Below are 25,660 nucleotides of genomic sequence, written 5' to 3' on the forward strand. Positions count from 1 at the left end.
GATCAGCTGGCCGCGCCAAAACCAATTCGAGGGTGAACTGGGTGGGCACCAGGCGGTCATTATGACCTGCCGCGCATGCATGCCCGAACGCTATAGCGCGGTCAACGCCATCCAAGACGGATTCGCCAATGGCCGTGCCCAGCAATTTTCTGTTTCGCGCCTATCAGCGCATTACCCACAGCCTGGCGTTCTACCCAACGCTGATCGCCATCGGCTTCTTTCTCTTGTGCGTGCTGACCATGGCACTCGAATACCGTCCCTGGATGCTGGCGCTCAAGCAGAACGTCGACATCGGCATGGTACGCAACGCGGAGAACGCCAGGCTTATCCTTGCCACCTTGGTGACCGGCATCCTCTCGCTGATGGTGTTCAGTTTCTCGATGGTCATGGTGGTGCTCAACAATGCCGCGGCCTCGCTCTCCCCGCGAGTGATCCCGGGGTTGATCAGCAGCAAGGGGCACCAGAAGACACTGGGCATCTACCTTGGCAGCATCCTCTATGCGCTCCTGCTGATTACCACCATCGAACAGGGCGACACCGATCGGGTGCCGAGCCTCGGCGTGCTGATCACCCTGGCCATGGGCATCACCTGCCTGGGCCTGTTCGTGCATTTCATCCGCTCGATTTCGCAGTCGATCCAGGTCGAACACATTCTCAACAATCTCTACCTCGCCAGCCTGGCAAAGCTTCACACCTGCAGCAGCAAACTCGCAGCAAGAGAGCAGCAGGTGTCCTGGCCGGATGACAGCGACTGGATAACGGTCAATGCGCAACGCAACGGTTACTTCAAGGCGCTCAACGTCAGCGAAGCCAATACCCTGCTACGCCGCCATCAGGTGCGCATGACGGTGATGGCCCATCGTGGCTTCTTCGTCAGCGAAGGCCATCCACTGTTCCGCCTGGAGCGGCAACTGGACGAGGACACCTGCCAACAACTGCTCGACTGCTTTGACTTCTTCATCGAGGAGTACGCCAGCAACCATTATTTCTTCGGCTGTCGGCAGATGTCGGAGATTGCGGTGAAGGCGCTCAGCCCCGGCATCAATGACCCGGGCACGGCAATCAAGACCGTCGACCTGCTCAGCGTGCTGCTGGGCAAACGTCTTGAGCTGGGCGACAGAGACTTCGCCCGCCTGCCCGACGAACCCCCTCGCCTGTCGTACCAGGAGCTCTCGCTGGACCAACTGCTGTTGCAACTGCTAGGCCCTATACGAGCCTATGGCGCGACAGACGTCAGCGTCCTGGTGAGCCTCCTGCAAGCCTTCAAAAACTTGCTGCATCGTCCGTGCAGCACTGCGCAACGCGGCGAACTGCTGCGCCATGCACGCAGCGTGCGTGACACCGCAGACCGCTGCCTGCACGAGGGCCGCGAACGGCAAGAAATCAATGACTTCATCGCTCGCCTCAACCGCACCCTCGGCGCCGAGCAACGCCCGCTGATGCCCCTGCCGGAACCAGCGCTGCCCCATGACGGGGCATGATAAACCCCGAAAAAATTGGCGAAACGTTTATCAACTAAAATATTCCTTTTAAATCAATGGAATAGAGAGCCTAGCAACGATCACTGGCGCGCTTCGTGCTTGCCATCACCGGCATAGTCCCCTAGGGTTGTTCGCCATGTGGTCCTTGATTTCCCCTATCAGCTCGTTGCTGGGTGGGGTCGCGTTACTCCTCCTTGGCAACGGTCTGCTCAACACTCTACTGACTCTGCGTGGCGTCGCCGAAGGCTACTCCACCGGGATGCTCGGACTGATCATGTCCGGGTACTTCGTCGGTTTTCTCCTCGGCACCTGGCTGGCTATTCCGCTGGTTCGTCGCGTTGGGCATATCCGTGCGTTCTCCTTTTGTGCCGCCCTAGCGGCGATCACCGCCCTACTCCATGTGCTGATCGTCGACCCCTGGGTCTGGCTCGGTTTGCGGGTGCTCTACGGCCTGGCGCTGGTCAGCCTGTACATGGTGATCGAAAGCTGGCTCAACGCTCAGGTACCTAATGACAAGCGCGGGCAGATGTTCGCCGTGTACATGGCCGTCAACCTCGGCGCCCTGGCGGCGGCGCAGCAACTGCTGAACCTGGCCGACCCGGCTGACTTCCTGCTCTTCGCCCTGGCCGCGATGCTGATCAGCGCGGCGCTGATGCCCATTACACTGACGCGCCAGCCGCAGCCCAGCGTGCCCGACACCCTGCATACCAACCTGCGCGCAATTGCCGGAATCGCGCCGCTGTCGATTGCCGCTGCTGGGCTTTCCGGCCTGGCCCTCGGGGCGTTCTGGGGCATGGCGCCGGTGTATGCCAGCCTCAATGGTTTCGATGCTGCAGGCGTGGGCCTGATGATGAGCGCGACCATTCTCGGCGGCGCCCTGCTGCAATGGCCGATCGGCCGCTTCTCCGATACCCATGACCGACGCTGGGTGCTGTTTTGGGTAGTCAGCGCGGCCGTGATCGTCGCCCTGCTGATGAGCCTATTGCCGGCTGGTCGCCTGTTGCTGGCGTTGATGTTCGTGTTTGGCGGGCTGTCGTTCGCCATCTATCCGATTGCCGTCGCGCAGTTGATCGACCAGCTGCACAGCGACGAGATTCTGTCCGGCTCCAGCAGCCTGCTGATGATCAATGGAGTTGGCTCGGTATGCGGGCCGCTGCTCGCCGGGTTGCTGATGCAATACACCGGCGCCGCCGCTCTACCGCTGTATTTCGCCGCCACGCTGGGCGTGCTGGCAGCCTACACCTTCTATCGTCTGCGTCATGTCAGCGACCTGGTTGCCGGCGAGCAGGCGCACTTCGTGCCGATGATGCGCACCAGCCATACCGTGCTGGAGCTGATGCCAGACGCCCCGTCGTCTGAAGATGACAACGACCCCGATAACGATAACCAAGGTGACGAGCAGGAGCCCGTCACCGTTTCACCGTAGGCGATTGCCTACGTAACAGAGGCGCCAACAAGGCGCCCGCTTTGCTCGTCGGCTGATGTCGGCGCGTCACTGCACCACTCATGGACAGGGAGACAGCGCATGCTACTTGCAACCGATCTTGACGGAACCTTCCTCGCTGGTGATCCCGAAGATCGCCTAAGCCTTTACCAGACCATCGCCGCTCACCCGGAAATTCAGCTGGCCTATGTCACCGGTCGCAGCCTTGAGGCAGTGCTGCCGCTATTGGCCGACCCGACCCTGCCACAACCGGACTTCATCATCGCCGATGTCGGCGCCACGTTCGTGCATGGCGACAGCCTGCAACCGATCCAGCCGCTGCAGGGCCAAGTGGATGCCCGCTGGCCAGGTGAAAGCCTGGTGGCTCAAGCGCTGGAAGGCTTCGGGCTGGAGCGCCAGGATGTGCCACAGGCGCGCCGCTGCTCGTATTTCTGTACACCCGAACAAGCGGCAGACCCGGCGTTGGCCGCTGTGGCAGAAACCCTAGGTTGCGACCTGCTGTACTCCGCGGATCGCTACCTCGACTTTTTGCCCAAGGGCGTCAACAAGGGCACCAGCCTGCAGGCGCTGGTCGACTGGCTCGGCATCGATGCCGGTGAAGTGCTGGCCTGCGGCGATACCCTCAATGACCTGCAGATGCTCGACGGCACCTACAAAGGTGTCTGCGTCGGCGAGTCGGAGCCTGATCTGATCAAGGCCACCGAGCATCAATCATGGATTCTACAAGCCGACCGCAGCGGCTGCGGCGGCATTCTGCAGGCTTTCGTGCACTTCGGTTTTCTTGGTGAGCATGGCATCGCCGCGGAGAAACGCAACGCCACCAAACCGGGGCAAGCCGAGCTGGTGATGGTCTATCACCGGTTGCCCTACGAAGAGCATCGCGTCGACGGCAAGGTGCAGCGCCGCCGCCCCACTTCGCCCAACGGCATCATCCCCACGCTGATGAGTTTCTTCGGCGATTCACGCCCCGGCTCCTGGGTCGCCTGGGCGGTGAAAGAGGACGACGAGCCGTTTGAAACGCACACCACGGTAGACGCCGAGCGCTATCCCAAACTCACCGCCGCACGGGTGGCGCTGAGCAAGGAAGAAGTCGACATCTTCTACAAGCGCTTCTCCAAAGAAGCCTTCTGGCCGACGCTGCACACCTTCTGGGAACGGGCACGCTTCGACGAGGATGACTGGCAGGTATTTCTCAAGGTCAACCGCGCCTTCGCCGAACGCACCGCCAAGGAAGCTGCAGAAGGTGCCGTGGTCTGGCTGCATGACTACAACTTGTGGATGGTGCCGGGCTACCTGCGCGAGCTGCGCCCGGATCTGCGCATCGCCTTCTTCCACCACACCTACTTCCCATCGGCCGACGTGTTCAACGTGCTGCCATGGCGCCGGCAGATCATCGGCAGCCTGCTGCAGTGCGACTACATCGGTTTCCACATTCCGCGTCAGGTGGAGAACTTCGTGGACGTGGCGCGCGGCGTTACGCCGTTGCAGACCGTCAGCCGGCAAAATTGCGCACCGCGCTTCATCACCTACGGCTGCGCCGTAGGCCTGGAGCGCATGACCACCGCCGTCGACACCGGCAGCCGCGTGGTCAAGCTGGGTGCCCATCCGGTTGGCCTGGACATCGACCGGGTGCGCAACGCCCTGGCGTCGGACAAGACCCGCGAACAGATGGCCAACCTGCGCGATGAGTTGCGCGGCATCAAGCTGGTGCTGTCGGTCGAGCGACTGGATTACACCAAGGGCATCCTCGAAAAACTGCAAGCCTATGAGCGGCTGCTGGCCGACAACCCGGAACTGCACAAAAAGATCACCCTGGTCAGCATCTGCGTGCCGGCCGCTCGCGAGATGACCATTTACGACGAACTGCAATCGCAGATCGAACAGGCCGTGGGCCGCATCAACGGCCGCTTCGCGCGGATCGGCTGGACGCCTGTGCAGTTCTTCTTCCGCGCCTTCCCGTTCGACGAAGTGGTGGCCTGGTACGCCATGGCCGATGTCATGTGGATTACCCCGCTGCGTGACGGCCTTAACCTGGTGGCCAAGGAATTCGTCGCCACCCAGGGCCTGCTCGAAGGCCAGGGTGTGCTCGCACTGTCCGAATTCGCCGGTGCCGCAGCGGAGCTCAAGGGCGCATTGCTGACCAACCCCCACGACACCGCGGACCTGGCGCAAACCTGCTACCTGGCGCTGAACATGCCGAAAACCGAAGCACGGGCGCGGATGCGCGAGTTGTTCGATATCGTCAACTTCAACGATATCCGTCGCTGGGGTGACGAGTTCCTCGCCGGCGTCGCCGAGCCATCGGCAGAAGAGGAAAATGTCCTGCGCCTAGCGGCTGGTTAAATACCAGTAGCCTGGCGTTGAGCGAAGCGATACTCAGGGGAGCATTCGGCCTGCCGACAACTCGCTCCTGCGCATCGCTTCGCTCAGCAGCAGGCTACGGTCAGCTGTCGTGACGAACTGCTATGCTGCGCGCCATTGCAAGTACGAGACACGCAGCATGAAAGACATCCTGATCATCGGCATCGGCGCCGGTGACCCTGACTACCTCACCACGCAAGCGATCAAGGCGCTCAATCGCGCCGACGTGTTCTTCATCCTCGACAAGGGTGAAGCCAAGGACAAGCTGATCGCCCTGCGTCACCTGATCCTTGATCGCTATATCGAGCCTGGTCGCACCTATCGAATCCTTGAAGCGACGAACCCTGAACGCGAACGCGATGTGGCCAACTATGACGCGAGCATCGATAGCCTCAACCGCGACAAGCAGGCGGTGTTCGAACAGTTGCTTGGCCAGTTGAAGGACGGCGAAACCGGCGCCTTCCTGGTCTGGGGCGACCCGTCGCTCTACGACAGTACCATCCGTATTCTAGATGGCGTGATCACGGGCGGCATGCGCCTCGATTACGAGGTGATCCCCGGCATCACCAGTGTTCAGGCGCTGACCGCGCGCCACCGCATTCCTCTGAACCAGATCGGCCGTGCCGTGCAGATCACCACCGGCCGACGCCTGCGCGAAGGCTGGCCAGAGGGCGTGGACAGCGTGGTGGTGATGCTCGACGCACAGGACAGCTACCACCATGTGATTAGCGAAGATCTGCATATCTACTGGGGCGCCTATGTCGGCACGCCGGACGAGATTCTTATCGCCGGCAAACTCGCCGATGTCGCCGAACACATCGCCCAAACCCGCGCCGCCGCGCGCGAGGCCAACGGCTGGATCATGGACAGCTACCTGCTGCGCCGCGGCGGCCGCGAAGCCTGATCGCAGCAAGGCGCAAGCAGACGTAGGGTGGATGACGCTCTTTCCATCTACCATTGCAATCGCAGAGCGGTGGACGGGTCGGGCCGCGTAGGTGAGGCGTCGTCTACCCTACGAAAGGCCGCTTGCGCCACATAGCGGCCTGCGAGGTGCCCCATGCCTCAAGCTAACCGATCGTAAACATCGACTCAGAGGCGCTCGCGAAACAGCGCCTGATGCTCGCGGCACTGTTCGGCCGAGAGCATGAACACGCCGTGGCCGCCTCGAGCGAACTCCAGCCAGGCGAAATCTACCTCGGGATATAGCGCCTCGACATGCACCTGGCTATTGCCGACCTCGACGATCAGCAGACCTTTCTCGGTCAAGTGATCGGCGGCCTCTGCGAGCATCCGACGAACCAGATCCAGGCCATCATCGCCACAGGCCAAGCCCATTTCCGGCTCATGCTGGTATTCGGCGGGCATGTCGGCGAAGTCTTCGGCATCTACATACGGAGGATTGGACACGATCAGGTCGAAGCGCTGCCCCGGCAGTCCGGCGAAACCGTCGCCCTGCACGGTGTAGACGCGCTCCTCGAGGCCATGGCGCTCAATGTTGCGATTGGCCACTTCCAGTGCCTCGAAGGACAGGTCACCCAAGACCACCTCGGCGTCGAGGAACTCGTAGGCGCAGGCAATACCGATACAACCCGAACCGGTGCACAGATCCAGAATCCGCGCCGGCTCGCCGCCCAGCCAGGGGCTGAACCGTTGCTCGATCAGCTCACCAATGGGTGAGCGAGGTACCAGCACGCGCTCGTCAACGATAAAGGGCAACCCGCAGAACCAGGCTTCGCCGAGCAGGTACGCCGTCGGCACGCGGCCTTCGATGCGGCGTTGCAACAGATCATGCAAGTGGCGCTGTTCGTCTTCTTCGAGACGGCAGTCCAGGTAGCTGTCGGCAATTTCCCAGGGCAGATGCAGTGCACCCAGCACCAACTGACGAGCTTCGTCCCAGGCGTTGTCGGTACCGTGACCGAAGAACAGCTCCTCTGCCTGAAAACGGCTCACGGCCCAGCGAATGTAATCGCGCAGGGTGCGCAGGCGGGTGTTCAGGGCTGGGTGGGCATCGGTCACAGAATGGCTCCGGGCAAAAGTGCACAGTTTAGCAGGCTAGCCCCAGCATTCCAGCGCCGGGACCTGTCGCCACGAATAGCCAAGCCGCCAGTGCATAGAGGAGCTGAAACGATTCACCAGCTCAACCACGTGGCATTGCACGGTAATACCTCAACAGAGAGGTTCACAGCGGCGCCATACAGGCGGACAATATGCACCGTTAACCGCGCCAGCAAGGAGTCGTACATGTCGTCCAACCCGCAAACGTTCTATCAGCTCACCGGTCGTGGCCACGCGCCTGCCCACCTGAGCAATGCGACTCTGCTGGTCATCGATGCTCAGGAAGAGTACCGCAGTGGTGTGGTGCAACTGCCGGGCCTGGACGCGGCTCTGGCGGAGATCGCCAAGCTGCTGGATGCCGTGCGCGCTCAGGGCGGCGCCATCGTCCACGTCAAGCACCTGGGCATTCCCGGTGGCCTGCTCGACCCGCGTGGCCCACGTGGCGACCACCTGCCTGAAGTCGCGCCGCTGCCGGGCGAGATCGTCGTCGAGAAACGCATGCCGAACGCCTTCTCCGGTACCGACCTGCACGAGAAGCTGCAGTCGCTGGGCCATCTGGACCTGATCGTCTGTGGATTCATGACGCACTCCAGCATCAGCACTACCATCCGCGCCACCAAGGATTACGGCTACCGCTGTACTGTGGTGGATGCAGCTTGCGCCACTCGTGACCTGCCGACGCCCGACGGCAAGGTGATCAGCGCCGCCGAGATGCACCGTGTGGAAATGATCGCGCTCGCCGACAACTTTGCGGCCTGGGTTCCGAACGCCAGCGCGCTGGTTTAGGCTGCAGCAGGCGGCGCCAGGCGCCGCATTGTTTTGAACCCGACTCGCTACGGCCAGTCATAGCGGAAATGATCCTGCGAGGAAATGCCGCCCCATGAAGCTTTCAGACGGTTTCGATGCTCGCCGCCTACGTCCGCAAAAAACCGGCTCAGGTAACTGGCGCTTGCGGGTTGCTGCCGCACTGGCAGCCCTGTTCGCGACATTCGGCGTGCTGCTGTTGATGGCCGGTGCCGCGACGTTTCTGGGCCGCCCGCCTGCGCTGGGCGAGCTCAATGATTCCACCACCGATGCCAGCGTGCTGCTGGTCGTCGGCGTGATCATGCTCTGGGGCGGCGTACTGGGCTGGCGTAAATGCCGTCGGCGGATCCGCCAACGCAAAGCCGATCTGGCCATGTCCCCTCACCTGATGAAGAAACGCGACTGACCCGCCCCCCTGCCCTTGGTAAACTGGGTGCTCCTGCGGAGGCTCAGATGCAAGACGACGACTTTTCCCTGTTCAAGGCTCAGCTGCATGGCGTCAAGCCGATCAAGCATGATCGCGCCGACACCGGCAAACCCAAGAGCGATCGCGCTCGCCTGGCCACTCTGCGCCAGGCCGCTACGCTGCGCACCGATACCCTTAAGGTTGACGGCCTCTCCGACCAGTTCGTGATCGATGTGGGCCCCGAAGACCCGTTGTACTGGGCCGGCAACGGTGTGCAGGACGGCCAGATGCGTAAACTCAAACTGGGCCAGATTCCCTTCGATGGCAGCCTGGATCTGCACGGGATGAATGTCGAAAAAGCCCGCGATACGCTCTGGGAGTTCCTCGCCGAAGCTACCAAGCTGGAAATTCGCTGCGTGCGCGTGACCCACGGCAAGGCCGTTCGCACCGACGGTCGTCGCCCGATGATCAAGAGCCACGTCAACACCTGGCTGCGCCAGCACCCGCAGGTCCTCGGCTTCAGCTCCTGCATCGCCAAGCATGGTGGCACCGGCGCGGTGTACGTGATCCTCAAGCGCACCATGATGGATGGCCGCGACGAGTAAGCCTCAGTCACTGGCGCATGGCTCAGACGCTTGGCCACGTACCGAATTACAGGCACAAAAAACCCGGCGCGAAGGCCGGGTTTTTCATTACTTCACACAGCAAGCCTGACGATCAGACCGGCGCCTTGGCGCGGGACTTGTACTCGCCGGTGCGGGTGTCGATCTCGATCCAGTCGCCGATTTCGCAGAAATCAGCCACTTTAACTTCGGTACCGTTGTTCAGTTTGGCAGGCTTCATCACCTTGCCGGAGGTGTCGCCACGGGCGGAACCTTCGGTGTAGGCCAGCTGACGCACGATGGTGGTCGGCAGGTCGACGGAGATTACTTTGCCTTCAAAGAACACGGCTTCGCAGACGTCGTTCATGCCTTCTTCAATGAACGGCAGAACGCTTTCCAGGTCTTCGGCACGCAGCTCGTAGGAGTTGTATTCCGGATCCATGAATACGTAGTCGTCACCGCTGATGTAAGACAGGTTCACTTCCTTGCGCTCAAGGATGACCGGCTCCATCTTGTCGTCGGCTTTGTAGACAGTTTCAGTCTTCGAGCCATTCATCAGGTTCTTCAGCTTCATCTTGACGATGGCGCTGTTACGACCGGACTTGGTGAACTCGGCCTTTTGGATCAGCCATGGCTGGCCATCGATCAGGGCCACGCTGTTAGGCTTCATTTCTTGTGCGGTTTTCATACGAATATCCGGATCTGAATGGATTTACAAAATTCGAGGCCGCGTATCATAGCCAATTTCGGTAAAACTGCACCAGCGCCGCGGCAAGATCTGCAGGTACCGCCTGGCGCTTCGCCCACGCTCTGGCGTGCGCAGCCAGTTCATCTTCGCAGCGCAGCCACTCACTCCAGGGCTGCGCCAGCGGCGCGCCGGCATTCCAGGCGCGCCATACACCCTGCACGGCTGCGGCGGCCGCCGCTGAAAGGCCGTGGCAATAAAGCGCCATGAATGCTTCCAACTTGTCCCAGTGCGCGCCCTCTTCCTGCGGATAGATATGCCAGACCAGCGGTCGTGCTGCCCACTGCGCCCGTACAAAAGAATCCTCGCCGCGGATCAGATTAAGGTCGCAGCACCACAGCAGCGCGTCGTATTGCTCCTGCTGCATAAAGGGCAGAACCTGAATGGTCAACGATCCGCGATGCACCGGCGACCCAATTTCGCTGGGCTGCCCCAGCCAGCGCTGCAGATCACCCATTATCCGACCTTCTGGAACCAACAGATGCGTGGGCGTAACGTGACTCGTCAGGCAATCCAGCCAATCGGCCAGCGCAGCATTTTCGTACGCGAACAGCGAAATCAGACGGCTGCCAGGCGCAATGTGCACATCCATCGACTTGAGAAAGCGTTCACGCGCTACGGGATCCTGCTGCACGGCATCTCGCCTGACCAGCAAATCCTGCTCACGCAGCAGCCCACCGGTACCGGCGGTGAACCCCGGAAAGAAGAAGAACTTCTGCAGACCATTTCCCTGCAGCGAGGGCAGCCCATGACAGCCTTCTACCCAATCTTCAGCGCTCAGGTACTCCAGGTTCAGCCAGAGAATCCGCGCAGGGCTCGCCAACATCGCCGACACATAGTCTGCGGGCAACTCACAAGCGAAAGCCTCGATCACCGCATTCGCCGGCTCGACCGCTTGCCACGGCTGCGCCCAGCTGCGCACTTCGACCCCATGCAGACACTGGCTGGCTAATTCGCGATCAGCCTGCGGACAGATACGCGCGAGTGCCGTCATGTCGTCGACCCACAGCCGTACCGCCGCGCCCTGCTCGGCCACCAGTTGCCGCGCGAGCCGCCAGGTCACGCCGATGTCGCCGTAGTTATCAACGACCCGGCAAAAAATGTCCCATCTCATCGCGGCACTCCGCTTATGCCAAGCCTAATTGGCCAGAACAGCCATCAACGCGCTGATAACTGCGAGCCCAGCCACCCTCGCCAGTGCGCGAATAGACAGGCGAGCCGGTAGCAGAAGCTACGGAAAATAGATTCGCCCATCCATCCACTATTCAGCCGTCACGCCTGCAACCCAGGAGCCTGCCGTTCCTGCACGCTCGACAACGCATCGTGCGTGGGTTCGGCGACTTCGACACCGGGGACTACATCGGAGAGATCCTCCATGCGCTCATGCTCGAGCGCGCCCTGCATCAGGTCCTCGGTCACGCGCATCTGCGCACCGACCATCGAGGCCGGCGTCGCTGGTTCGAAGGGTGCCACAGGCTGCGGAGCAGGACGCACCTTGCGGCGCCAGCAGAACAGCAACACCAGGCAGCCATTGAGCAGACTGAAGGCCAGAAACAGCCCGGCGTCGCCATCGCGTTCCATCAGCGGCGAAATCATCAGCGGGCTGATTGCCGAGCCCAGCGAGTTGATCAGCAGCAGCCCCTGAACCATGCGCACCAGCGCGCCAGCCGGCGCCCGATCCGCTGCGTGACTGACCGCCACCGGATACACCGCGAACACCCCGCCGCCAAGCAGGAACAGCAGCACCATCAACAACAGCGGCGATGATGGCAGTACCACGATAGCCACGGAGATCAGCAGGCAGAAGATGCTTAGCGCGATCAACACCACCTGACGGTCATGCTGATCCGACCAGCGCCCGACCGGATACTGCAGCAGCATGGCGCCGAGGATCACACTGGCCATCATCTGCCCGACTTCGTTGACGCTCATCCCCACGCGCTGCAGGTACAACGGCAACAGCGAATAAACAGCGGCGATGGCGATACCCGAACCGAAGCAGCCGATCACCCCGGTGGGCGTCATACGAATCAGCTGATGCGGCAGCAACGGCTCGACACGCTCGACCAAAGGCGTCACCCGCGGAATGATGCCCATCGGCAGCACCGACAATGACGCCAGCAACCCGGCGACCATGAAGGGCGCGGTTTCGCCCCACGCATCGATAGCTCCCAACTGTAATTGCCCCAGCATGCCCGAGCCGTAAAGCGCCATCATATAGAGGGCCAGCAAGCGACCCCGCACCTTCTCATCGCCCGCCAGGAGCATCCAGCTCTCTACCACCAGAAACACCCCGAGAATCGCCCAACCACTGATCAAGCGGAAAACGAACCAGGCCCAGGGATCGAAAAACAATCCCTGCAAGAGCACGCAGACCGCGGTCAGCGACGCGAAGCTGCTGTAAGCACGGATGTGGCCGATGCGCACGATCAGTCGGTCGTTGAACAACGCGCCAAGGGTCAGGCCGATGAAATAGGAAGCGGAGACGATGCCAATCACCGTCGCCGAAACGCCGGCAGCGTCGAGACGCAGCGTGGTCAGCGAAGAAATGAAGCCATTACCGATGCTGATAATAAACAAACCGAGCAATGGCCCCAGCGCCATGCCAAGCAATTGCGACATAAAAAACCTCGGAACGATGACGCCCAGGAGACGCATCGGAAAAAGAATGCAATGGTTGTTACGCGCAGCCCACACTGCACACACAAGAACGCCCCACGACAAGCGATGCTTGGCCGAGTGGTGAATGCTTTAGGGAAAGACGCCGTAGAAAAGCGGACGCCGAAGCCCAAAAGCCCGGTGGCTTTTGGTTTTTGATTTTGTTGAAAGTGGCGGAATCAGCGGGAGCTGTAACGATAAAAGCTGAAGGGCGCAGGCCGCCCCATCAAAGGCCGCGGACGATACACCAGCAAGCTAGCACGGACAATCCGCTCGTTCATATCGCCGTGATAGCACGCTTAAATTGAATGCCGCTTACACAGAACTGAGCGAAGCGAGGCTGCAGCCTGAAGCTAGTTGCAGCCTCTCCTGCTTTAGCCTCTCTGGCGCCGAGCGCCATCCTCAAGTGCACGCTTCCAATCATCGGCATCAAGAAAACCGACCACTTTCAGGAATTTAGAATCGGCAGGCTTGGTGAAAAACAATGCGGTCCCATATTCGGGCGTTTCGGTGTCATAGCCAAGCGACTGCTCGAACGCGGAAATGCAGCTGCTATGCGTTACCAGAACCATATTCTTGCCTGGCACCTTACGCTCAAGCGCATCCTCGAGCATTGTTTCTCGGCACTTGTACAACCAGTCTTCGTCGATACCTAGATCATTGAATACCAGCTCTTCGGTCTGCGCAGTGCGCGTGAGCGGGCTGTTATAGACATCTGTTTTCGAGAGCCCCAACTGCCCAAACCCCTCGGCCAACAAGCTTCCCACGGGCACCGATCTGGAGGTGATTCCCTCGGTTCCCTCCAGGCACGGATAGTCCTCTTTGTCGCAGCGCTCCAGATGACGCAGCAGGACGATTACATCGCCCTCCTCCCATTGGTCGAGAAGACTGGGCAGCTCATTACTGCGCTCCTCAGAAAGATCTTCGATCTCTGGGGGATGCATCACGAAAGCACCCAAGGCCGTCGCGAAAGAAGCTGCCATGCATGCGGCGAGTGCACCACGGCGCAGGCGAGCGCTCAGCTTGCTATACAAACGCCGAGTAGGGCGTAGAACAAGGGATTGCAGCATCAGAACTCCAGCTAGATCGCCTGGGTACGGTTTATAGGCGTGACCTGAACTGACCCACTCTGTCACGCATAGTTCGCGAACGGGTCGGAGCGTTTTGTAAGCTGAAGTACTCGTCAGCGCCTACTTGAGCCCCAGAGCGTCTCGCTCCCAGCGTTAATCGAATGCTGGTCGGAAATCGTCGCACTCCCAATAAAGCCCTAAGTTCCGACAGCCAGAAACACAAAACCCCCGCAATCGCTAGGATTCACGGGGGTTCGCGTTGATTCGAAAGTGGCGGTGAAGAAGGGATTCGAACCCTTGATACGATTTCTCGTATACACACTTTCCAGGCGTGCTCCTTCAACCGCTCGGACACTTCACCGGATCTCGCCAGGCATTGCTGTCTGTCGAGGCGCGCTAATGTAATCGAACGTATCGCCAAAGGCAAAACTTTTTTCAGAAGATTCATGCGGTTAAGTTCCGGCCAGGATCGCCCCCTCAGCGTCGATGGAAGAGCTGGAGGCACCTTGAGCGGCCAATTCATTCAAGCAAATGTCGGCAGTGGCAGGCAGCCTGATCCATCACAGTACGACAATGGCCGGTTTCCACCAGCTTGCACGTGCGGCACGGGCAGGCATGACTTGTCGGTCACCCTTCGTGCTTTACCTGACCCTGCGCGATGCGTAACGTCAGCCGCATTTCCAGAACAAGGAGTCGACCATGAGCGACCTGATCAGCTACCAACTCGACGATGGCATCGCCACCCTGACCCTTAACAATGGCAAGGTGAATGCCATCTCGCCGGCCATGATCGAGGCCTTCAACGCGGCGCTGGATCGTGCCACGCAAGACAAGGCCATCGTCGTGCTGACTGGACAGCCGGGCATTCTCTCCGGCGGTTATGACCTCAAGGTAATGACCTCCAGCCCACAGAACGCTATCGACCTGGTTGCCGCTGGTTCGACGCTGGCGCGGCGCATGCTCGCTCACCCGTATCCGATCATCGCTGCCTGCCCAGGGCATGCAGTCGCCAAGGGCGCATTCCTGCTGCTGTCGAGCGACTACCGAATCGGTGTCGAGGGGGCGTTCAGCATCGGCCTCAACGAAGTGCAGATCGGCATGACCATGCACCACGTGGGTATCGAACTGGCCCGTGATCGCCTGCGCAAATCCGCCTTCCATCGTTCGGTGATCAACGGCGAGATGTTCGATCCGCAAGGCGCTTTGGATGCGGGCTTCCTCGACAAGGTGGTCCCTGTCGACCAGTTGATGACGACGGCGCTCGCGGTGGCCGCGCAGTTCAAGAAGATCAACATGAACGCGCACCGCAAGACCAAGCTCAAGGTGCGCGCCGCGCTGCTGGAAACCCTCGACCGCTCCATTGAACTGGACAAGCAGCACGCCCTGTAAGCACCAGCCGCTCTGCCAGGCCTCGGCAATCACTGGTAATGGCCTGGCAATTGCCCAAATCCTGACCCACACCTACACTGCGCGACCTTTTCGAGTAGGTCGCAACCATGCTCTTCGTACTGCGCATGCTGATGATGAGCGTGCATTTCGTCATCGCAGGCATTCTGGGATTGCTGTTGGGCCTGTGCCGGCCGTTTCACTCCGATAACAGCCGCCTGTGCGCGCGCTTCTATTCATTGCCGGCACTGCGCATGCTGCGCCTCAACGTCGATACGGACACCCGCAACCTCGCCGAGCACGACCGTCCCTGCGTGATCATCGCCAACCACCAGTCCAACTATGACCTGTATGTCATCGGCTGCGTGGTGCCGCGCCGCACGGTGAGCATCGGCAAGAAAAGTCTGAAGTGGGTACCGCTGTTTGGTCAGCTGTACTGGCTGGCCGGCAATGTGCTGATTGATCGTGGCAACGCGCGCAAAGCCAAGCAGTCGATGCTGGCAACCACCCACACCCTGCAGCATGAGAACACGTCGATCTGGGTATTTCCCGAAGGTACGCGCAACGGCGGCGGCGACATGCTGCCGTTCAAGAAAGGCGCCTTCCAGATGGCCATCGCCGCAGGCGTGCCGATCATCCCGGTGTGCGTCAGCAGCTATGTACGCAGCCTGCGCCTCAATAGCTGGAGCAGCGGCAAGGTCATGATTCGCTCGCTGCCGGCGATTCCCACCGCGGGCCTCGGCATCGATGACGTGCCGCAATTGATCGAAAACTGCCGTTCGCGCATGCAGGCGTGCATCGATTCGATGGACGCCGAGCTGGCAGGCGCATGAAGGGCCGAGGGCAGCCAACGCTGGAAGCGGGTAAGCTGCCCGCACCATCTTGAGCACGAGGCCAATCATGGGCGAAGTCGTCGCAGCAGCCGTCTATAGCAAGGGCCGCAAGGTCAGTGATATCCACCTCGACGAGGGGCGTGACTGGGCCAGCAAGCCGAATCATTTCGTGTGGATCGGCCTGCATGATCCGGGCAGCGAGGAACTCGGCAACCTGCAGCAGCAGTTCAGCCTGCATGAATTGGCGCTGGAAGACGCGCTGCAACGCCACACCCGGCCCAAGCTGGAGACATTCGGCGATGCCTTGTTTCTGGTGCTCTACTCGCCGGTACAGGTGGGTGACGAACTGACCTTCGTGGAAACCCAGATATTCGCCGGCACGGGCTATGTCATCAGCGCCCGTTACGGTGAATCCGCTTCTTATTCCAAGGTTCGTCAGCGCTGCGAGGCTCGGCCGCTGCTGCTCGAGCACGGCGAAGATTTTGTGCTCTATGCCCTGCTCAGCTTCATCATCGAAAACTACCGCCCGCTGATGGACACCTATTACGCCGAGCTCGAGGAATTGGAACAGACCGTGCTGGAGTGCGCGCTGAGCCACGCCGAGGTGGTGCGCATTCAGCTGCTGCGGCGCAACCTGCTGCGCTTACGTCGCAATATCGGCCCGCTGGCCGAGATCTGCCAAGAACTGCAGCGTCTGGATTTTCCCTTCATCGACAAGCACATGCGGCCGTACTTTCGCGACGTCGCCATCCACGTCAACCGCCTGCTTGAAGACCTCACCAACCTGCGCGAAATGGCTGACCACGCCATTGAAATCGGCTTGCTGCTGGAGTCGTCCCGGCAAAGCGTGGTGCAGCGCAAGTTCGCCGCCTGGGCGGCGATCCTGGCCTTTCCCACCGCAGTAGCGGGCATCTACGGCATGAACTTCCATAACATGCCGGAGCTGACCTGGCAGTACGGGTATTTCGCCGTACTGGGCTTCATCGGCGCAGGCTGCGTGGGGCTGTATGCCAGCTTCCGGCATTACGGTTGGCTGTAGTCCGCAATCCGTTGCTGCCGAAGACCGCCGCTGAGCGTAGGGGCTGGCTTGCCGGCGATGAGCGTTCATCAGCAGTTCGCGCCGAGAGCGACGCTCCTAGAATTGCGCGCTCATGCAGGTCTGGGGCCGGGCATAAGGCCCCTACCTCGCCTCACTCACTGACGCATGCCGCGCCCGCTGACCAACAAGCGCACACACAGCACGTACAGCACCGCCGTGGCGACCAGCATGAAGCCGATGGCCGTGCCGATGCGGATGTCCGACACGCCAAGAATGCCGTAACGGAAGGCATTGACCATGTGCAGCACCGGATTGGCCATTGACACGGCCTGCCAGAACGGCGGCAGCAGGGTGATCGAATAGAACACGCCGCCCAGGTAGGTCAGCGGTGTCAGCACGAAGGTCGGGATGATCGAGATGTCGTCAAAATTGCGCGCGAACACCGCGTTGACGAAACCGCCCAGGGAAAAGATCGTCGCCGTGAGCAACACCACCAGCACGGTCAGCCCCAGGTGATGCACCTGCAGGTGGGTGAAGAACAGCGAGAGTATCGTCACGATCACCCCAACTGCCAAGCCGCGTAGCACGCCGCCCGTCACGTAGCCGATGAGGATGGTGTGCGGTGACACTGGCGAGACCATCAGCTCTTCCACTGAACGTTGGAATTTGCTGCCGAAGAAGCTCGACACCACATTGCCGTAGGCGTTGGTGATCACCGACATCATGATCAGCCCCGGCACGATGTACTCCATGTAGGTAAAGCCGTCCATGTCGCCGATCTGCCTGCCGATCAGATTCCCGAAGATCACGAAGTACAGGACCATGGTGATCGCCGGGGGCAGTAATGTCTGCGGCCAGATGCGCATGAAGCGTCGGACTTCGCGGTAGACGATGGTGCGTAGTGCCACCAGATTGGCACCGAATTCAGATTGCTCGTGACTCATACGGCTACCTTCGACAGATTCTTCTCGACCAGTGACACGAACAGCTCCTCCAGGCGGTTGCTCTTGTTACGCAGGCTGAGCACCTCGATATTGCGCACCGCCAGCTGCCGGAACAGCTCGGTGACGCCCAGGCTCTTGTCCACCTGCACTTCCAGGGTGTGCGCATCGACTAGCGTGGCTGGATAACCGGGTAGTTCAGGCACCGCCGTCAGGTTTTCTTTAAGGTCGAGCAGGAACGTCTCCACGTGCAACTTACCGAGCAGCGACTTCATGCTGGTGTTCTCGACGATCCGCCCGTGATCGATGATGCCGATGTTGCGGCACAGCTGCTCGGCCTCCTCAAGGTAGTGAGTGGTCAGGATGATGGTGATGCCTTGCTCATTGAGGCCGGTGAGAAAACTCCACATCGAACGGCGCAGCTCGATATCGACACCTGCGGTAGGCTCGTCGAGAATCAGCAGGCGCGGCTCGTGCACCAGCGCACGGGCAATCATCAGCCGACGCTTCATGCCGCCGGACAGCTCACGCGACGCCACGTCGCGCTTCTCCCACAGGCCCAACTGGTTGAGGTATTGCTCGGCACGCTCTTTGGCCAGGCGCGCCGGGATGCCGTAATAGCCAGCCTGGGTCACGACAATGTCGAAGACCTTCTCGAACTGGTTGAAATTGAATTCCTGCGGCACCACGCCAATGCAGCGCTTGAGCGCAGCGGGCTGGGCGTCCAGGTCATGACCGAAGACGTTGACCGTGCCGCTGGATTTGTTCACCAGGGTAGAGAGGATGCCGATGGTGGTGGATTTACCGGCGCCATTAGGGCCGAGCAAGGCGAAGAAATCGCCCTCGGCAACATCGAGATCGAGGCCGTGCAGGGCCTGAAAGCCATTACCGTAGGTTTTGGTCAGCTGCCGGATCGACAGAGCAGTACTCATAAAGGATACACACGCATAAAAAGACAGGGTTTAGAGGGGGATGCCGCGCAAACATTGCAACGCAATTGCGCGTCAGGTCAGCTCGGTCATCACTGCACGCTGGTAAGCGGGCCGCTCGCACAGCCGCGCATACCAGGCCTCAAGGTTAGGCTGCGGCGGGCGCTCGATGGGCATCTCAAACCACGCGTAGATAAAGCAACCCAAGGGAATATCGCCCATGGCGAATGCATCGCCGGACAGATAATCATGCTCGCCCAGTGCCCGCTCGGGCAGCTTCAGCAGCTCGATGCAGCGCAGGCGCGATGCTTCGATAACGGCCGGATCACGCCGCTCGGCCGGCGTACGCACGGTTCCCCAGAACACATCACGAATAGCGCCAGCAAAGCTGGACGTCGTCCAGTCCATCCATTTGTCCCCTGCTGCTCGCTGCGCAACATCGTCGAGATATAGCTGGCCCGGCGCGTAGGCAGCTGCCAGGTAACGGACAATAGCGTTGGACTCCCAGAGCAACAGGTCGCCATCTTCCAGAACGGGCACGAGACCATTGGGGTTGCGCGCCAGAAACTCCGGTTGGTCGACGAGACCGAAGGCTCCGCCGGCATCAAGCCGATGGTAAGCGACACCGGCTTCTTCGGCGCACCACAACGCCTTGCGCACGTTCGAGGAGTTTTTGCGGCCCCATATTTTCACCATTGCCAATCGTCCTTATCAGAAATCCGTCAGCCTAAATGCTGCACAACCCTACCACTCTGCTGGCAAGAAGGAAGCCGGGGCGGTTAATGTTCGGTATCGACCCCATTCATGGCGGGCCGCGGATAGCGCTCGCCGACTGACTGACGGGTCATCTACAGACGCAATTTGTTAGCCGAACTAGGCGGCCTCGCACAGGGTCACTATCGTGAACGCGGCAGGTCGTGACCTTGCAGATGACCTGTTACGCACCTGTCGGCAGCTTCCGCTGTTGCCGACTACGATTATGGCGGCGGTAGGTGTTCCGCCATCGCCATCACGGAGGATTTTGCATGCTCGCTGTCTGGTTGCTCGTTCTGGTTCTCGGTACGGCCTACTTGGCCCACCGCCGCACGGCGCCTCTACCCGCCTTGGCAATCGTTGCCGTCTACCTGCTCGTCATGGGCGCCTACAGCCACGCACCGGGCTGGCTGATGGTGGTCTTCTGGCTGCTCTGGCTGGCTGTTGCCGTGCCACTTGCGCTGCCAGAATTGCGCCGCAAGCACTTCACCGCACCGCTGTTCGCCTGGTTCCAGAAAGTGCTGCCGCCGATGTCGGCCACTGAGAAGGATGCTATCGAAGCAGGCACCGTATGGTGGGACGGCGAACTATTCAGTGGCCGCCCCGACTGGGACAAGCTCCTAGCCTATCCCAAGGCCAAGCTGACAGCCGAAGAACAGGCGTTCATCGACGGTCCTACCGAAGAGCTGTGCGCAATGGTCAGCGAGTGGGAGATCGGTCAGCGTATGGATCTGCCGCCCGAAGCCTGGGCGCACATCAAGCAACATGGTTTCTTCGCCCTGATCATTCCCAAGGAATACGGCGGCAAGGGCTTTTCTGCCTACGCCCACTCCCAGGTGGCGATGAAGCTGGCCACCCGCAGCGGTGACCTCGCCTCCACCGTGATGGTGCCCAACTCGCTCGGACCGGCCGAACTGCTGCTGCATTACGGCACCGAAGAGCAGCGCAACCACTATCTGCCGCGCCTCGCGCGTGGCGATGACATTCCCTGCTTTGCGTTGACCGGCCCACTCGCTGGCTCCGACGCCGGTGCCATGCCGGACAGCGGCGTGATCTGCAAGGGCCAGTGGAATGGCGAAGAAGTCATCGGCCTGCGCCTTAACTGGGAAAAACGCTACATCACCCTTGGCCCGGTGGCGACCTTGCTGGGCGTGGCCTTCAAGGCCTACGACCCGGATCACTTGCTGGGTGACAAGGAAGAATTGGGCATCAGCCTTGCGCTGATCCCCACCGACACCCAAGGGGTGGAAATCGGCCGTCGCCACCTTCCGCTGGGCGCCGCGTTCATGAACGGCCCCAACTCCGGCAAGGATGTCTTCGTGCCGCTGGAGTACCTGATCGGCGGGCCGGAGTACCTCGGCAAGGGCTGGATGATGCTGATGAACTGCCTGTCGGTAGGTCGCTCCATCTCCCTGCCTGCCGTCGGCACCGGCGCGGCTAAATACACCAGCCTGGTCACCGGCCAGTACAGTCAGGTACGCGAGCAGTTCAATGTGCCACTGTCAGCCTTCGAAGGTATTCAGGAAGCACTGGCACGCATCGGCGGCAACGCCTGGCTGATGGACAGCGCACGCATTCTCACCGCGAATGCGGTGGATCTGGGCGAGAAGCCTTCTGTCCTCTCGGCGATCCTCAAGTACCACCTCACCGAGCGTGGCCGCGAGTGCATCACTCACGCCATGGACGTGCACGGCGGCAAGGGCATCATCATGGGCCCGAGCAACTACCTGGGCCGCTCGTGGCAAGGCGCGCCGATCTTCATTACGGTCGAAGGCGCCAATATCCTCTCTCGCAACCTGATGATCTTCGGTCAGGGGGCGATCCGCTGCCATCCCTATGTACTCAAGGAAATGGCCCTGGCGAATCGTGAGGATCGTGACCAGGCGCTGCTGGAGTTCGATGACCTGCTGATGCAGCACATAGGCTTCGCCGTCAGCAACGCGGCCAGCACGCTGATTCTCAGCCTGAGCCTGGGCATGCTCGGCAAGGTGCCAGGTGACCGGATCAGCCGCCCCTACTTCCGTGCCCTGAATCGCCTCAGTGCGGCGTTCGCCATGCTTGCCGACCTCAGCATGATGCTGCTGGGCGGCGAGTTGAAGCGTCGCGAGCGCCTGTCGGCGCGCCTGGGTGATGTCCTCAGCCACTTGTACCTGGCCTCGGCAGCGCTCAAGCGTTACCACGATCAGGATTATCCCGAGCACGTGCGCCCGCTGCTGCATTGGGCAATGGAAGAAAGCCTGGGCAAAGCCGAGACGGCCATCGACAACCTGCTCAGCAACTTTCCCAACCGCTTCTTGGGCAGCGCGTTGCGCGTCCTAGTATTCCCGTTCGGCCGTCGCCACCAGGGAACGGATGACCACCTCGACGCGCAGGTGGCTGCGATTATCGGCCGCAATGCCGGCGATCCAGCACTGGAAGAACTGCTGGAAGGCTGCTTCCGCCCGACTTCGACCGATGATCCGGTAGGTGCCTTGCAGCATGCCCTCAATTTGCTGCAAGAGGTTCAGCCACTGCAGAAGAAACTGCATAAAGCAGTGAAGGCCGGACAGGTTCGCGAAACCCCTGGGCAGAGCGAAATCGAAACGGCTGTCGCTGCAGGCGTGCTGACCGTCGACGAAGGCGAGCAATTGCAGCGCGCTGAAACCGCTCGCCGCGTGGTGATCGATGTCGACGACTTCAGCAAGGAAGAGCTGCTGCCCAGCGAGGGCAAAGTAAGGTAGTCGCGCCCCAGGCACGACAGCGGGCGCCGTGGACTTTATACTCCGGCGCCCGTTTTACTTTCAGGATCACCGTCATGGCCACCACCCATCTCGATCACCACATCGCGCTGCTCAACCACCTGCGCACCATCCTGGTCGCCCTGGGCGAAGCCGAGCAGATTCTCGATGACAGCCATGCCAACTTTCTCGAGCGTTACGACGAGTTGCTCGCCGAGCTACCAGTCGACTTTGAGAGCAGCCAGTACCTGGGCCAGGATCTGATCAGCCAGATCTTCCAGCGCTACCCACAGATTGCCCATCTGGTGCCACGCGACCTGCTGTGGTTCTTCGGCGGCGATTGCCTGCACTTCATGCCGGATGAAGAAATCGAGTTGTACCAGCAACTCGACGAACGCCGTTTCTATGCCGAAGAAAACGACGAGCCGTTCGACTGGAATCAGGAAAAACAACTGCTGGCCATGCCCGCGCCAAGTAGCCGCCACTGACACCGGCGCAAAAAAAGCCCACCAGCACTGTTAGATGCTGGCGGGCCTCGATACACCAAAACGCAGAAACGAAAACGCCGCTCATTGAGCGGCGTTTTCGTTTATTTGGAGCGGGAAACGAGACTCGAACTCGCGACCCCGACCTTGGCAAGGTCGTGCTCTACCAACTGAGCTATTCCCGCATTTACAACAAATTGGCGTCCCCTAGGGGACTCGAACCCCTGTTACCGCCGTGAAAGGGCGGTGTCCTAGGCCACTAGACGAAGGGGACCTGGAACTTTTTTTCAACGATTCAGCCGCCAAGCTGAATCTAGAATCTGGAGCGGGAAACGAGACTCGAACTCGCGACCCCGACCTTGGCAAGGTCGTGCTCTACCAACTGAGCTATTCCCGCATTTACAACAAATTGGCGTCCCCTAGGGGACTCGAACCCCTGTTACCGCCGTGAAAGGGCGGTGTCCTAGGCCACTAGACGAAGGGGACGTTGCCCGGAATTTCCGGCTTCCTCGCTGTGCCTTTCGGCATTCCCTTGGAAGTGGCGCGCATTCTATGGAGCCTTTCAACAGTCGTCAACCTCTCAAATTAAATTTTTTAAAATCAACGACTTCACCAGGATTTCTGCGCCTCGCCAGCAGTGCTGAAAACCCACCTAAACAGTGCACGCGGTCACAACCCGAGCAAAACAGCGGCCAGCCAAGGCAGTGCCGGCACAATGATATGGAAACGCCGCTAGGAGCCGACTCAACTAAACACTACACTCGTAAGAAAACAGCGCTATAGAGGTTTATAACGATGTCCTCGCTCGTGATCACCATGGCGATAATCGGCGGCATCACCCTGCTGGTGCTCATTGCGTATCTGAATCAGCTGGCCGAACGCAACAAGCGCAAGAAATCTCGGCTCAAGGCTGATCTCGCCGAACGCTATCGGCGTGTAGCCGACATCAATGAGCAACTTGCCGGACAGATGATGACGCCGCAGCTCAAGCTGCTACTCAGCAGCCTGCAGCTGCAAGCCGCCGAACGCATGCTGGAAGCCGATAAGCACGACGCTGCCTGTGGAGCCATGGTCCAAGAATTGCGCAAGAACATTGCCCTGGGTGATGCCATTCCGGTTCGCAATGCACCCTTCCCGGTCACCGATGACGCACGGGCTCAGCAGGTGCGCGCACAGCTGGAAGCGCTACACGGCCAGATTACCAAAGCTGCGCAGACAGGCGTGCTGCCGGTCGATGAGGCCAAGCAGTGGGTACAGAGCATACGTCACATGCTCGCTCAGCTTTATATAGAGCTGTATGGCAACCAGGCCCGACAGGCGTTGCAGCAACAGCAAACCGGCCATGCACGGCTTGCCCTGGAGCGCGCCGTGCAATTTCTGCAGAAACAGAGCGACACCGCGCGTTACCAGGCTCAACTGGCCCAGTTCGAGCAGCAACTGGCGCAGGTCAACGCCATGCTGGTCAATCCGGATAAGCCAAGCGGTGAAGAACCCAGCGAGCTCAATGAGGGACTGAAGTCGCTGAGTGACGACGGGGACTGGAAGAAAAAAGCGCTATACGACTGACGCTTGGCAGTCACTGGCCTGCAGCAGAATCGCCGCCAGGCGTTCGATGCCTTGCTGATCGGCTTCGGTGAAGCGGCCTATGTGCGGGCTGTCCAAATCCAGCACACCGATCAGGCAGTCATCCTTGATAAGCGGGATGACGAGCTCGCTGTTGGACGCACTGTCGCAGGCGATATGCCCGGCAAACGCGTGCACATCTTCAACGCGCTGGGTCTGTCGGGATGCCGCCGCCGCGCCGCACACACCGCGCTCAAACGGAATGCGCACACAGGCGACCTTGCCCTGGAACGGCCCCAGCACCAGTTCACCGTCCTTGACCAGATAGAACCCGGCCCAGTTGAGGCCTTCCAGCTCATGAAAAACGAACGCGCTGAACTGCGCGGCGTTGGCGATGAAATCTCGCTCGCCAGACAACAGGGCCTCCAGCTGCGCAGCCATCAATGGGTAACCGTCCAGGCCGGCACCGCTTTCACTCAGGTCGATCATCGCGACACCTCCAACAATTGCAGGCCCACCCACTGACGGGCGAACTGATAGGCACAACGTCCATTACGGTTGCCACGGCCGGTCGCCCAGCGCACCGCAAGCTTCTCGAGTTCTTCGCTCCACTGCCATTGCAGGCCAGTCTCTGCGGCTTGCACTTCAATCCAGTGGCGCACTACATCCAGATAGTGCTGCTGGGTGAAGGGGTAGAAGGACAACCACAAACCAAAGCGATCCGAGAGCGCAATCTTGTCCTCAACGGCCTCGTTGGGGTGCAGCTCGCCGTCAACCATCTTGGTATTGGCATTGTCACTCTCGCGCTCCGGCACCAGGTGGCGACGGTTCGATGTGGCGTACAACAGCACGTTTTCCGGGGAACGTTCCAGCGAACCGTCGAGCACACTCTTGAGCACCCGGTAATCGCCCTCGCCGGCTTCAAACGACAAGTCATCGCAGAACAGGATGAAGCGTTGCGGCAGATTCAGCAGTTGCTCGACCACACGCGGCAAATCCGCCAGGTGATCGCGTTCGATCTCGATCAGGCGCAAACCAGCACCGGCATGCTCAGCCAACAAGGCGCGTACCAGCGACGACTTACCAGTGCCCCGCGCGCCCCACAGCAGCGCGTGGTTGGCCGGCATGCCCTGCACGAACTGGCGGGTGTTGCGCGCCAGTTGCTCGCACTGGGTGTCGACACCGATCAGGTCGCTCAAGCTCATGTCCAGGCTGACCTTCAATGGCTGCAAATAACCGCCGCGCCCCTCGCGCTGCCAGCGCGCGGCCAGGCTGTGCTCCCAGTCGAGCGGCTCGCGCATTGCTGGCAGCAGGGGCTCCAGGCGCGTCAGCACGCTGTCGGCGCGCTGCAGAAAATCAAGCAAACGGGAATCCACGGTCAGGTCCTC

Annotated in this window: 23 protein-coding genes and 5 tRNA genes; 13 read left to right on the forward strand and 15 right to left on the reverse strand. The window is 60.6% G+C overall.

Features of this window, described 5'->3' with window-relative positions:
• The first annotated feature begins 128 nt into the window (after positions 1–128).
• From BLS60_RS17285 to cobF, 4 genes are all read left to right on the forward strand, one after another.
• Positions 129–1,481: a DUF2254 domain-containing protein gene (locus BLS60_RS17285; RefSeq protein ID WP_092370515.1), complete on the forward strand. Its 1,353-nt coding sequence runs from the start codon at positions 129–131 to the stop codon at positions 1,479–1,481.
• 136 nt (positions 1,482–1,617) lie between these two features.
• Positions 1,618–2,907, forward strand: coding sequence for an MFS transporter (locus BLS60_RS17290; protein ID WP_092370517.1), 1,290 nt, complete (start codon positions 1,618–1,620; stop codon positions 2,905–2,907).
• Positions 2,908–3,006: 99 nt separating this feature from the next.
• The gene (gene ggpS / locus BLS60_RS17295) at positions 3,007–5,268 is read left to right on the forward strand and encodes a glucosylglycerol-phosphate synthase (protein ID WP_092370520.1); all 2,262 of its coding nucleotides are present in this window, start codon (positions 3,007–3,009) and stop codon (positions 5,266–5,268) included.
• Positions 5,269–5,425: 157 nt separating this feature from the next.
• Positions 5,426–6,190 (forward strand): precorrin-6A synthase (deacetylating), encoded by a 765-nt coding sequence (gene cobF, locus BLS60_RS17300; RefSeq protein WP_092370523.1) that lies wholly within the window; start codon positions 5,426–5,428, stop codon positions 6,188–6,190.
• A gap of 185 nt (positions 6,191–6,375) precedes the next feature.
• Here the strand turns inward: cobF and prmB are convergent, their stop codons facing one another.
• Positions 6,376–7,302, reverse strand: a complete 927-nt coding sequence (prmB, locus tag BLS60_RS17305; protein ID WP_476704147.1) for a 50S ribosomal protein L3 N(5)-glutamine methyltransferase — start codon at positions 7,300–7,302, stop codon at positions 6,376–6,378.
• Positions 7,303–7,527: 225 nt separating this feature from the next.
• Between prmB and BLS60_RS17310 the strand changes: the two genes are divergently transcribed.
• The 3 genes from BLS60_RS17310 to BLS60_RS17320 all read left to right on the forward strand — a co-directional run bounded on the left by BLS60_RS17310 (position 7,528) and on the right by BLS60_RS17320 (position 9,156).
• Entirely contained in the window at positions 7,528–8,127 is a 600-nt protein-coding gene (locus tag BLS60_RS17310; protein WP_070883664.1) for a cysteine hydrolase family protein, read from the forward strand.
• 94 nt (positions 8,128–8,221) lie between these two features.
• Positions 8,222–8,551, forward strand: a complete 330-nt coding sequence (locus tag BLS60_RS17315) for a hypothetical protein (RefSeq protein ID WP_070883663.1) — start codon at positions 8,222–8,224, stop codon at positions 8,549–8,551.
• Positions 8,552–8,598: 47 nt separating this feature from the next.
• A complete protein-coding gene (locus BLS60_RS17320; protein WP_092370526.1) occupies positions 8,599–9,156 on the forward strand; it encodes a Smr/MutS family protein in 558 nt (185 codons plus the stop codon).
• A gap of 112 nt (positions 9,157–9,268) precedes the next feature.
• Here BLS60_RS17320 and efp read toward each other — a convergent pair whose 3' ends face one another.
• The 5 genes from efp to BLS60_RS17345 form a co-directional block, all read right to left on the reverse strand.
• Entirely contained in the window at positions 9,269–9,841 is a 573-nt protein-coding gene (efp, locus tag BLS60_RS17325; protein WP_042556123.1) for an elongation factor P, read from the reverse strand.
• Positions 9,842–9,887: 46 nt separating this feature from the next.
• Positions 9,888–11,012: an elongation factor P maturation arginine rhamnosyltransferase EarP gene (gene earP, locus BLS60_RS17330; RefSeq protein ID WP_092370529.1), complete on the reverse strand. Its 1,125-nt coding sequence runs from the start codon at positions 11,010–11,012 to the stop codon at positions 9,888–9,890.
• A 158-nt stretch (positions 11,013–11,170) separates the two neighbouring features.
• Positions 11,171–12,520 (reverse strand): MFS transporter, encoded by a 1,350-nt coding sequence (locus tag BLS60_RS17335; RefSeq protein WP_092370532.1) that lies wholly within the window; start codon positions 12,518–12,520, stop codon positions 11,171–11,173.
• Positions 12,521–12,930: 410 nt separating this feature from the next.
• Positions 12,931–13,626 (reverse strand): lipopolysaccharide core heptose(II)-phosphate phosphatase PmrG, encoded by a 696-nt coding sequence (gene pmrG, locus BLS60_RS21505; protein WP_092370535.1) that lies wholly within the window; start codon positions 13,624–13,626, stop codon positions 12,931–12,933.
• Positions 13,627–13,897: 271 nt separating this feature from the next.
• Positions 13,898–13,987, reverse strand: a tRNA-Ser gene (locus BLS60_RS17345).
• Between the two features lie 338 nt (positions 13,988–14,325).
• Here BLS60_RS17345 and BLS60_RS17350 point away from each other — a divergent pair.
• From BLS60_RS17350 to BLS60_RS17360, 3 genes are all read left to right on the forward strand, one after another.
• Positions 14,326–15,015: a crotonase/enoyl-CoA hydratase family protein gene (locus tag BLS60_RS17350; protein ID WP_092370538.1), complete on the forward strand. Its 690-nt coding sequence runs from the start codon at positions 14,326–14,328 to the stop codon at positions 15,013–15,015.
• Positions 15,016–15,122: 107 nt separating this feature from the next.
• Positions 15,123–15,845 carry a lysophospholipid acyltransferase family protein gene (locus BLS60_RS17355; protein WP_092370541.1) on the forward strand — a complete coding sequence of 241 codons (723 nt, stop codon included), beginning with the start codon at positions 15,123–15,125 and terminating at the stop codon, positions 15,843–15,845.
• A 67-nt stretch (positions 15,846–15,912) separates the two neighbouring features.
• Positions 15,913–16,884, forward strand: coding sequence for a magnesium and cobalt transport protein CorA (locus tag BLS60_RS17360; protein WP_070883657.1), 972 nt, complete (start codon positions 15,913–15,915; stop codon positions 16,882–16,884).
• 155 nt (positions 16,885–17,039) lie between these two features.
• Here the strand turns inward: BLS60_RS17360 and BLS60_RS17365 are convergent, their stop codons facing one another.
• From BLS60_RS17365 to BLS60_RS17375, 3 genes are all read right to left on the reverse strand, one after another.
• A complete protein-coding gene (locus tag BLS60_RS17365) occupies positions 17,040–17,828 on the reverse strand; it encodes an ABC transporter permease (RefSeq protein ID WP_092370544.1) in 789 nt (262 codons plus the stop codon).
• Complete coding sequence (locus BLS60_RS17370; RefSeq protein WP_070883655.1) at positions 17,825–18,757, reverse strand: ABC transporter ATP-binding protein; 933 nt, start codon at positions 18,755–18,757, stop codon at positions 17,825–17,827. Before BLS60_RS17370 ends, BLS60_RS17365 begins: the two co-directional genes overlap by 4 nt.
• Positions 18,758–18,829: 72 nt before the next feature.
• Positions 18,830–19,450 carry a glutathione S-transferase gene (locus BLS60_RS17375; RefSeq protein WP_070883654.1) on the reverse strand — a complete coding sequence of 207 codons (621 nt, stop codon included), beginning with the start codon at positions 19,448–19,450 and terminating at the stop codon, positions 18,830–18,832.
• 329 nt (positions 19,451–19,779) lie between these two features.
• Between BLS60_RS17375 and BLS60_RS17380 the strand changes: the two genes are divergently transcribed.
• Both BLS60_RS17380 and BLS60_RS17385 read left to right on the forward strand, forming a co-directional pair.
• A complete protein-coding gene (locus BLS60_RS17380) occupies positions 19,780–22,227 on the forward strand; it encodes an acyl-CoA dehydrogenase (protein ID WP_092370547.1) in 2,448 nt (815 codons plus the stop codon).
• Positions 22,228–22,301: 74 nt separating this feature from the next.
• Positions 22,302–22,712, forward strand: coding sequence for a PA2817 family protein (locus tag BLS60_RS17385; RefSeq protein ID WP_070883652.1), 411 nt, complete (start codon positions 22,302–22,304; stop codon positions 22,710–22,712).
• A gap of 106 nt (positions 22,713–22,818) precedes the next feature.
• On the opposite strand, the gene BLS60_RS17390 is transcribed toward BLS60_RS17385, so the two are convergent.
• The 4 genes from BLS60_RS17390 to BLS60_RS17405 form a co-directional block, all read right to left on the reverse strand.
• A tRNA-Gly gene (locus tag BLS60_RS17390) sits at positions 22,819–22,894 on the reverse strand.
• Positions 22,895–22,907: 13 nt separating this feature from the next.
• Positions 22,908–22,983, reverse strand: a tRNA-Glu gene (locus BLS60_RS17395).
• A 47-nt stretch (positions 22,984–23,030) separates the two neighbouring features.
• Positions 23,031–23,106, reverse strand: a tRNA-Gly gene (locus BLS60_RS17400).
• A gap of 13 nt (positions 23,107–23,119) precedes the next feature.
• Positions 23,120–23,195: transfer RNA gene (locus tag BLS60_RS17405), tRNA-Glu, on the reverse strand.
• A 309-nt stretch (positions 23,196–23,504) separates the two neighbouring features.
• On the opposite strand from BLS60_RS17405, the gene BLS60_RS17410 reads away from it, so the two are divergent.
• Positions 23,505–24,275: a hypothetical protein gene (locus BLS60_RS17410; protein WP_092370550.1), complete on the forward strand. Its 771-nt coding sequence runs from the start codon at positions 23,505–23,507 to the stop codon at positions 24,273–24,275.
• Here the strand turns inward: BLS60_RS17410 and BLS60_RS17415 are convergent.
• Entirely contained in the window at positions 24,264–24,761 is a 498-nt protein-coding gene (locus tag BLS60_RS17415) for a GAF domain-containing protein (protein ID WP_092370553.1), read from the reverse strand. The genes BLS60_RS17410 and BLS60_RS17415 overlap by 12 nt on opposite strands.
• Complete coding sequence (locus BLS60_RS17420; RefSeq protein WP_070883649.1) at positions 24,758–25,648, reverse strand: ATP-binding protein; 891 nt, start codon at positions 25,646–25,648, stop codon at positions 24,758–24,760. Before BLS60_RS17420 ends, BLS60_RS17415 begins: the two co-directional genes overlap by 4 nt.
• Positions 25,649–25,660 lie beyond the last annotated feature (12 nt).

It is taken from the genome of Phytopseudomonas seleniipraecipitans (assembly GCF_900102335.1).
Lineage (GTDB): Bacteria > Pseudomonadota > Gammaproteobacteria > Pseudomonadales > Pseudomonadaceae > Aquipseudomonas > Aquipseudomonas seleniipraecipitans.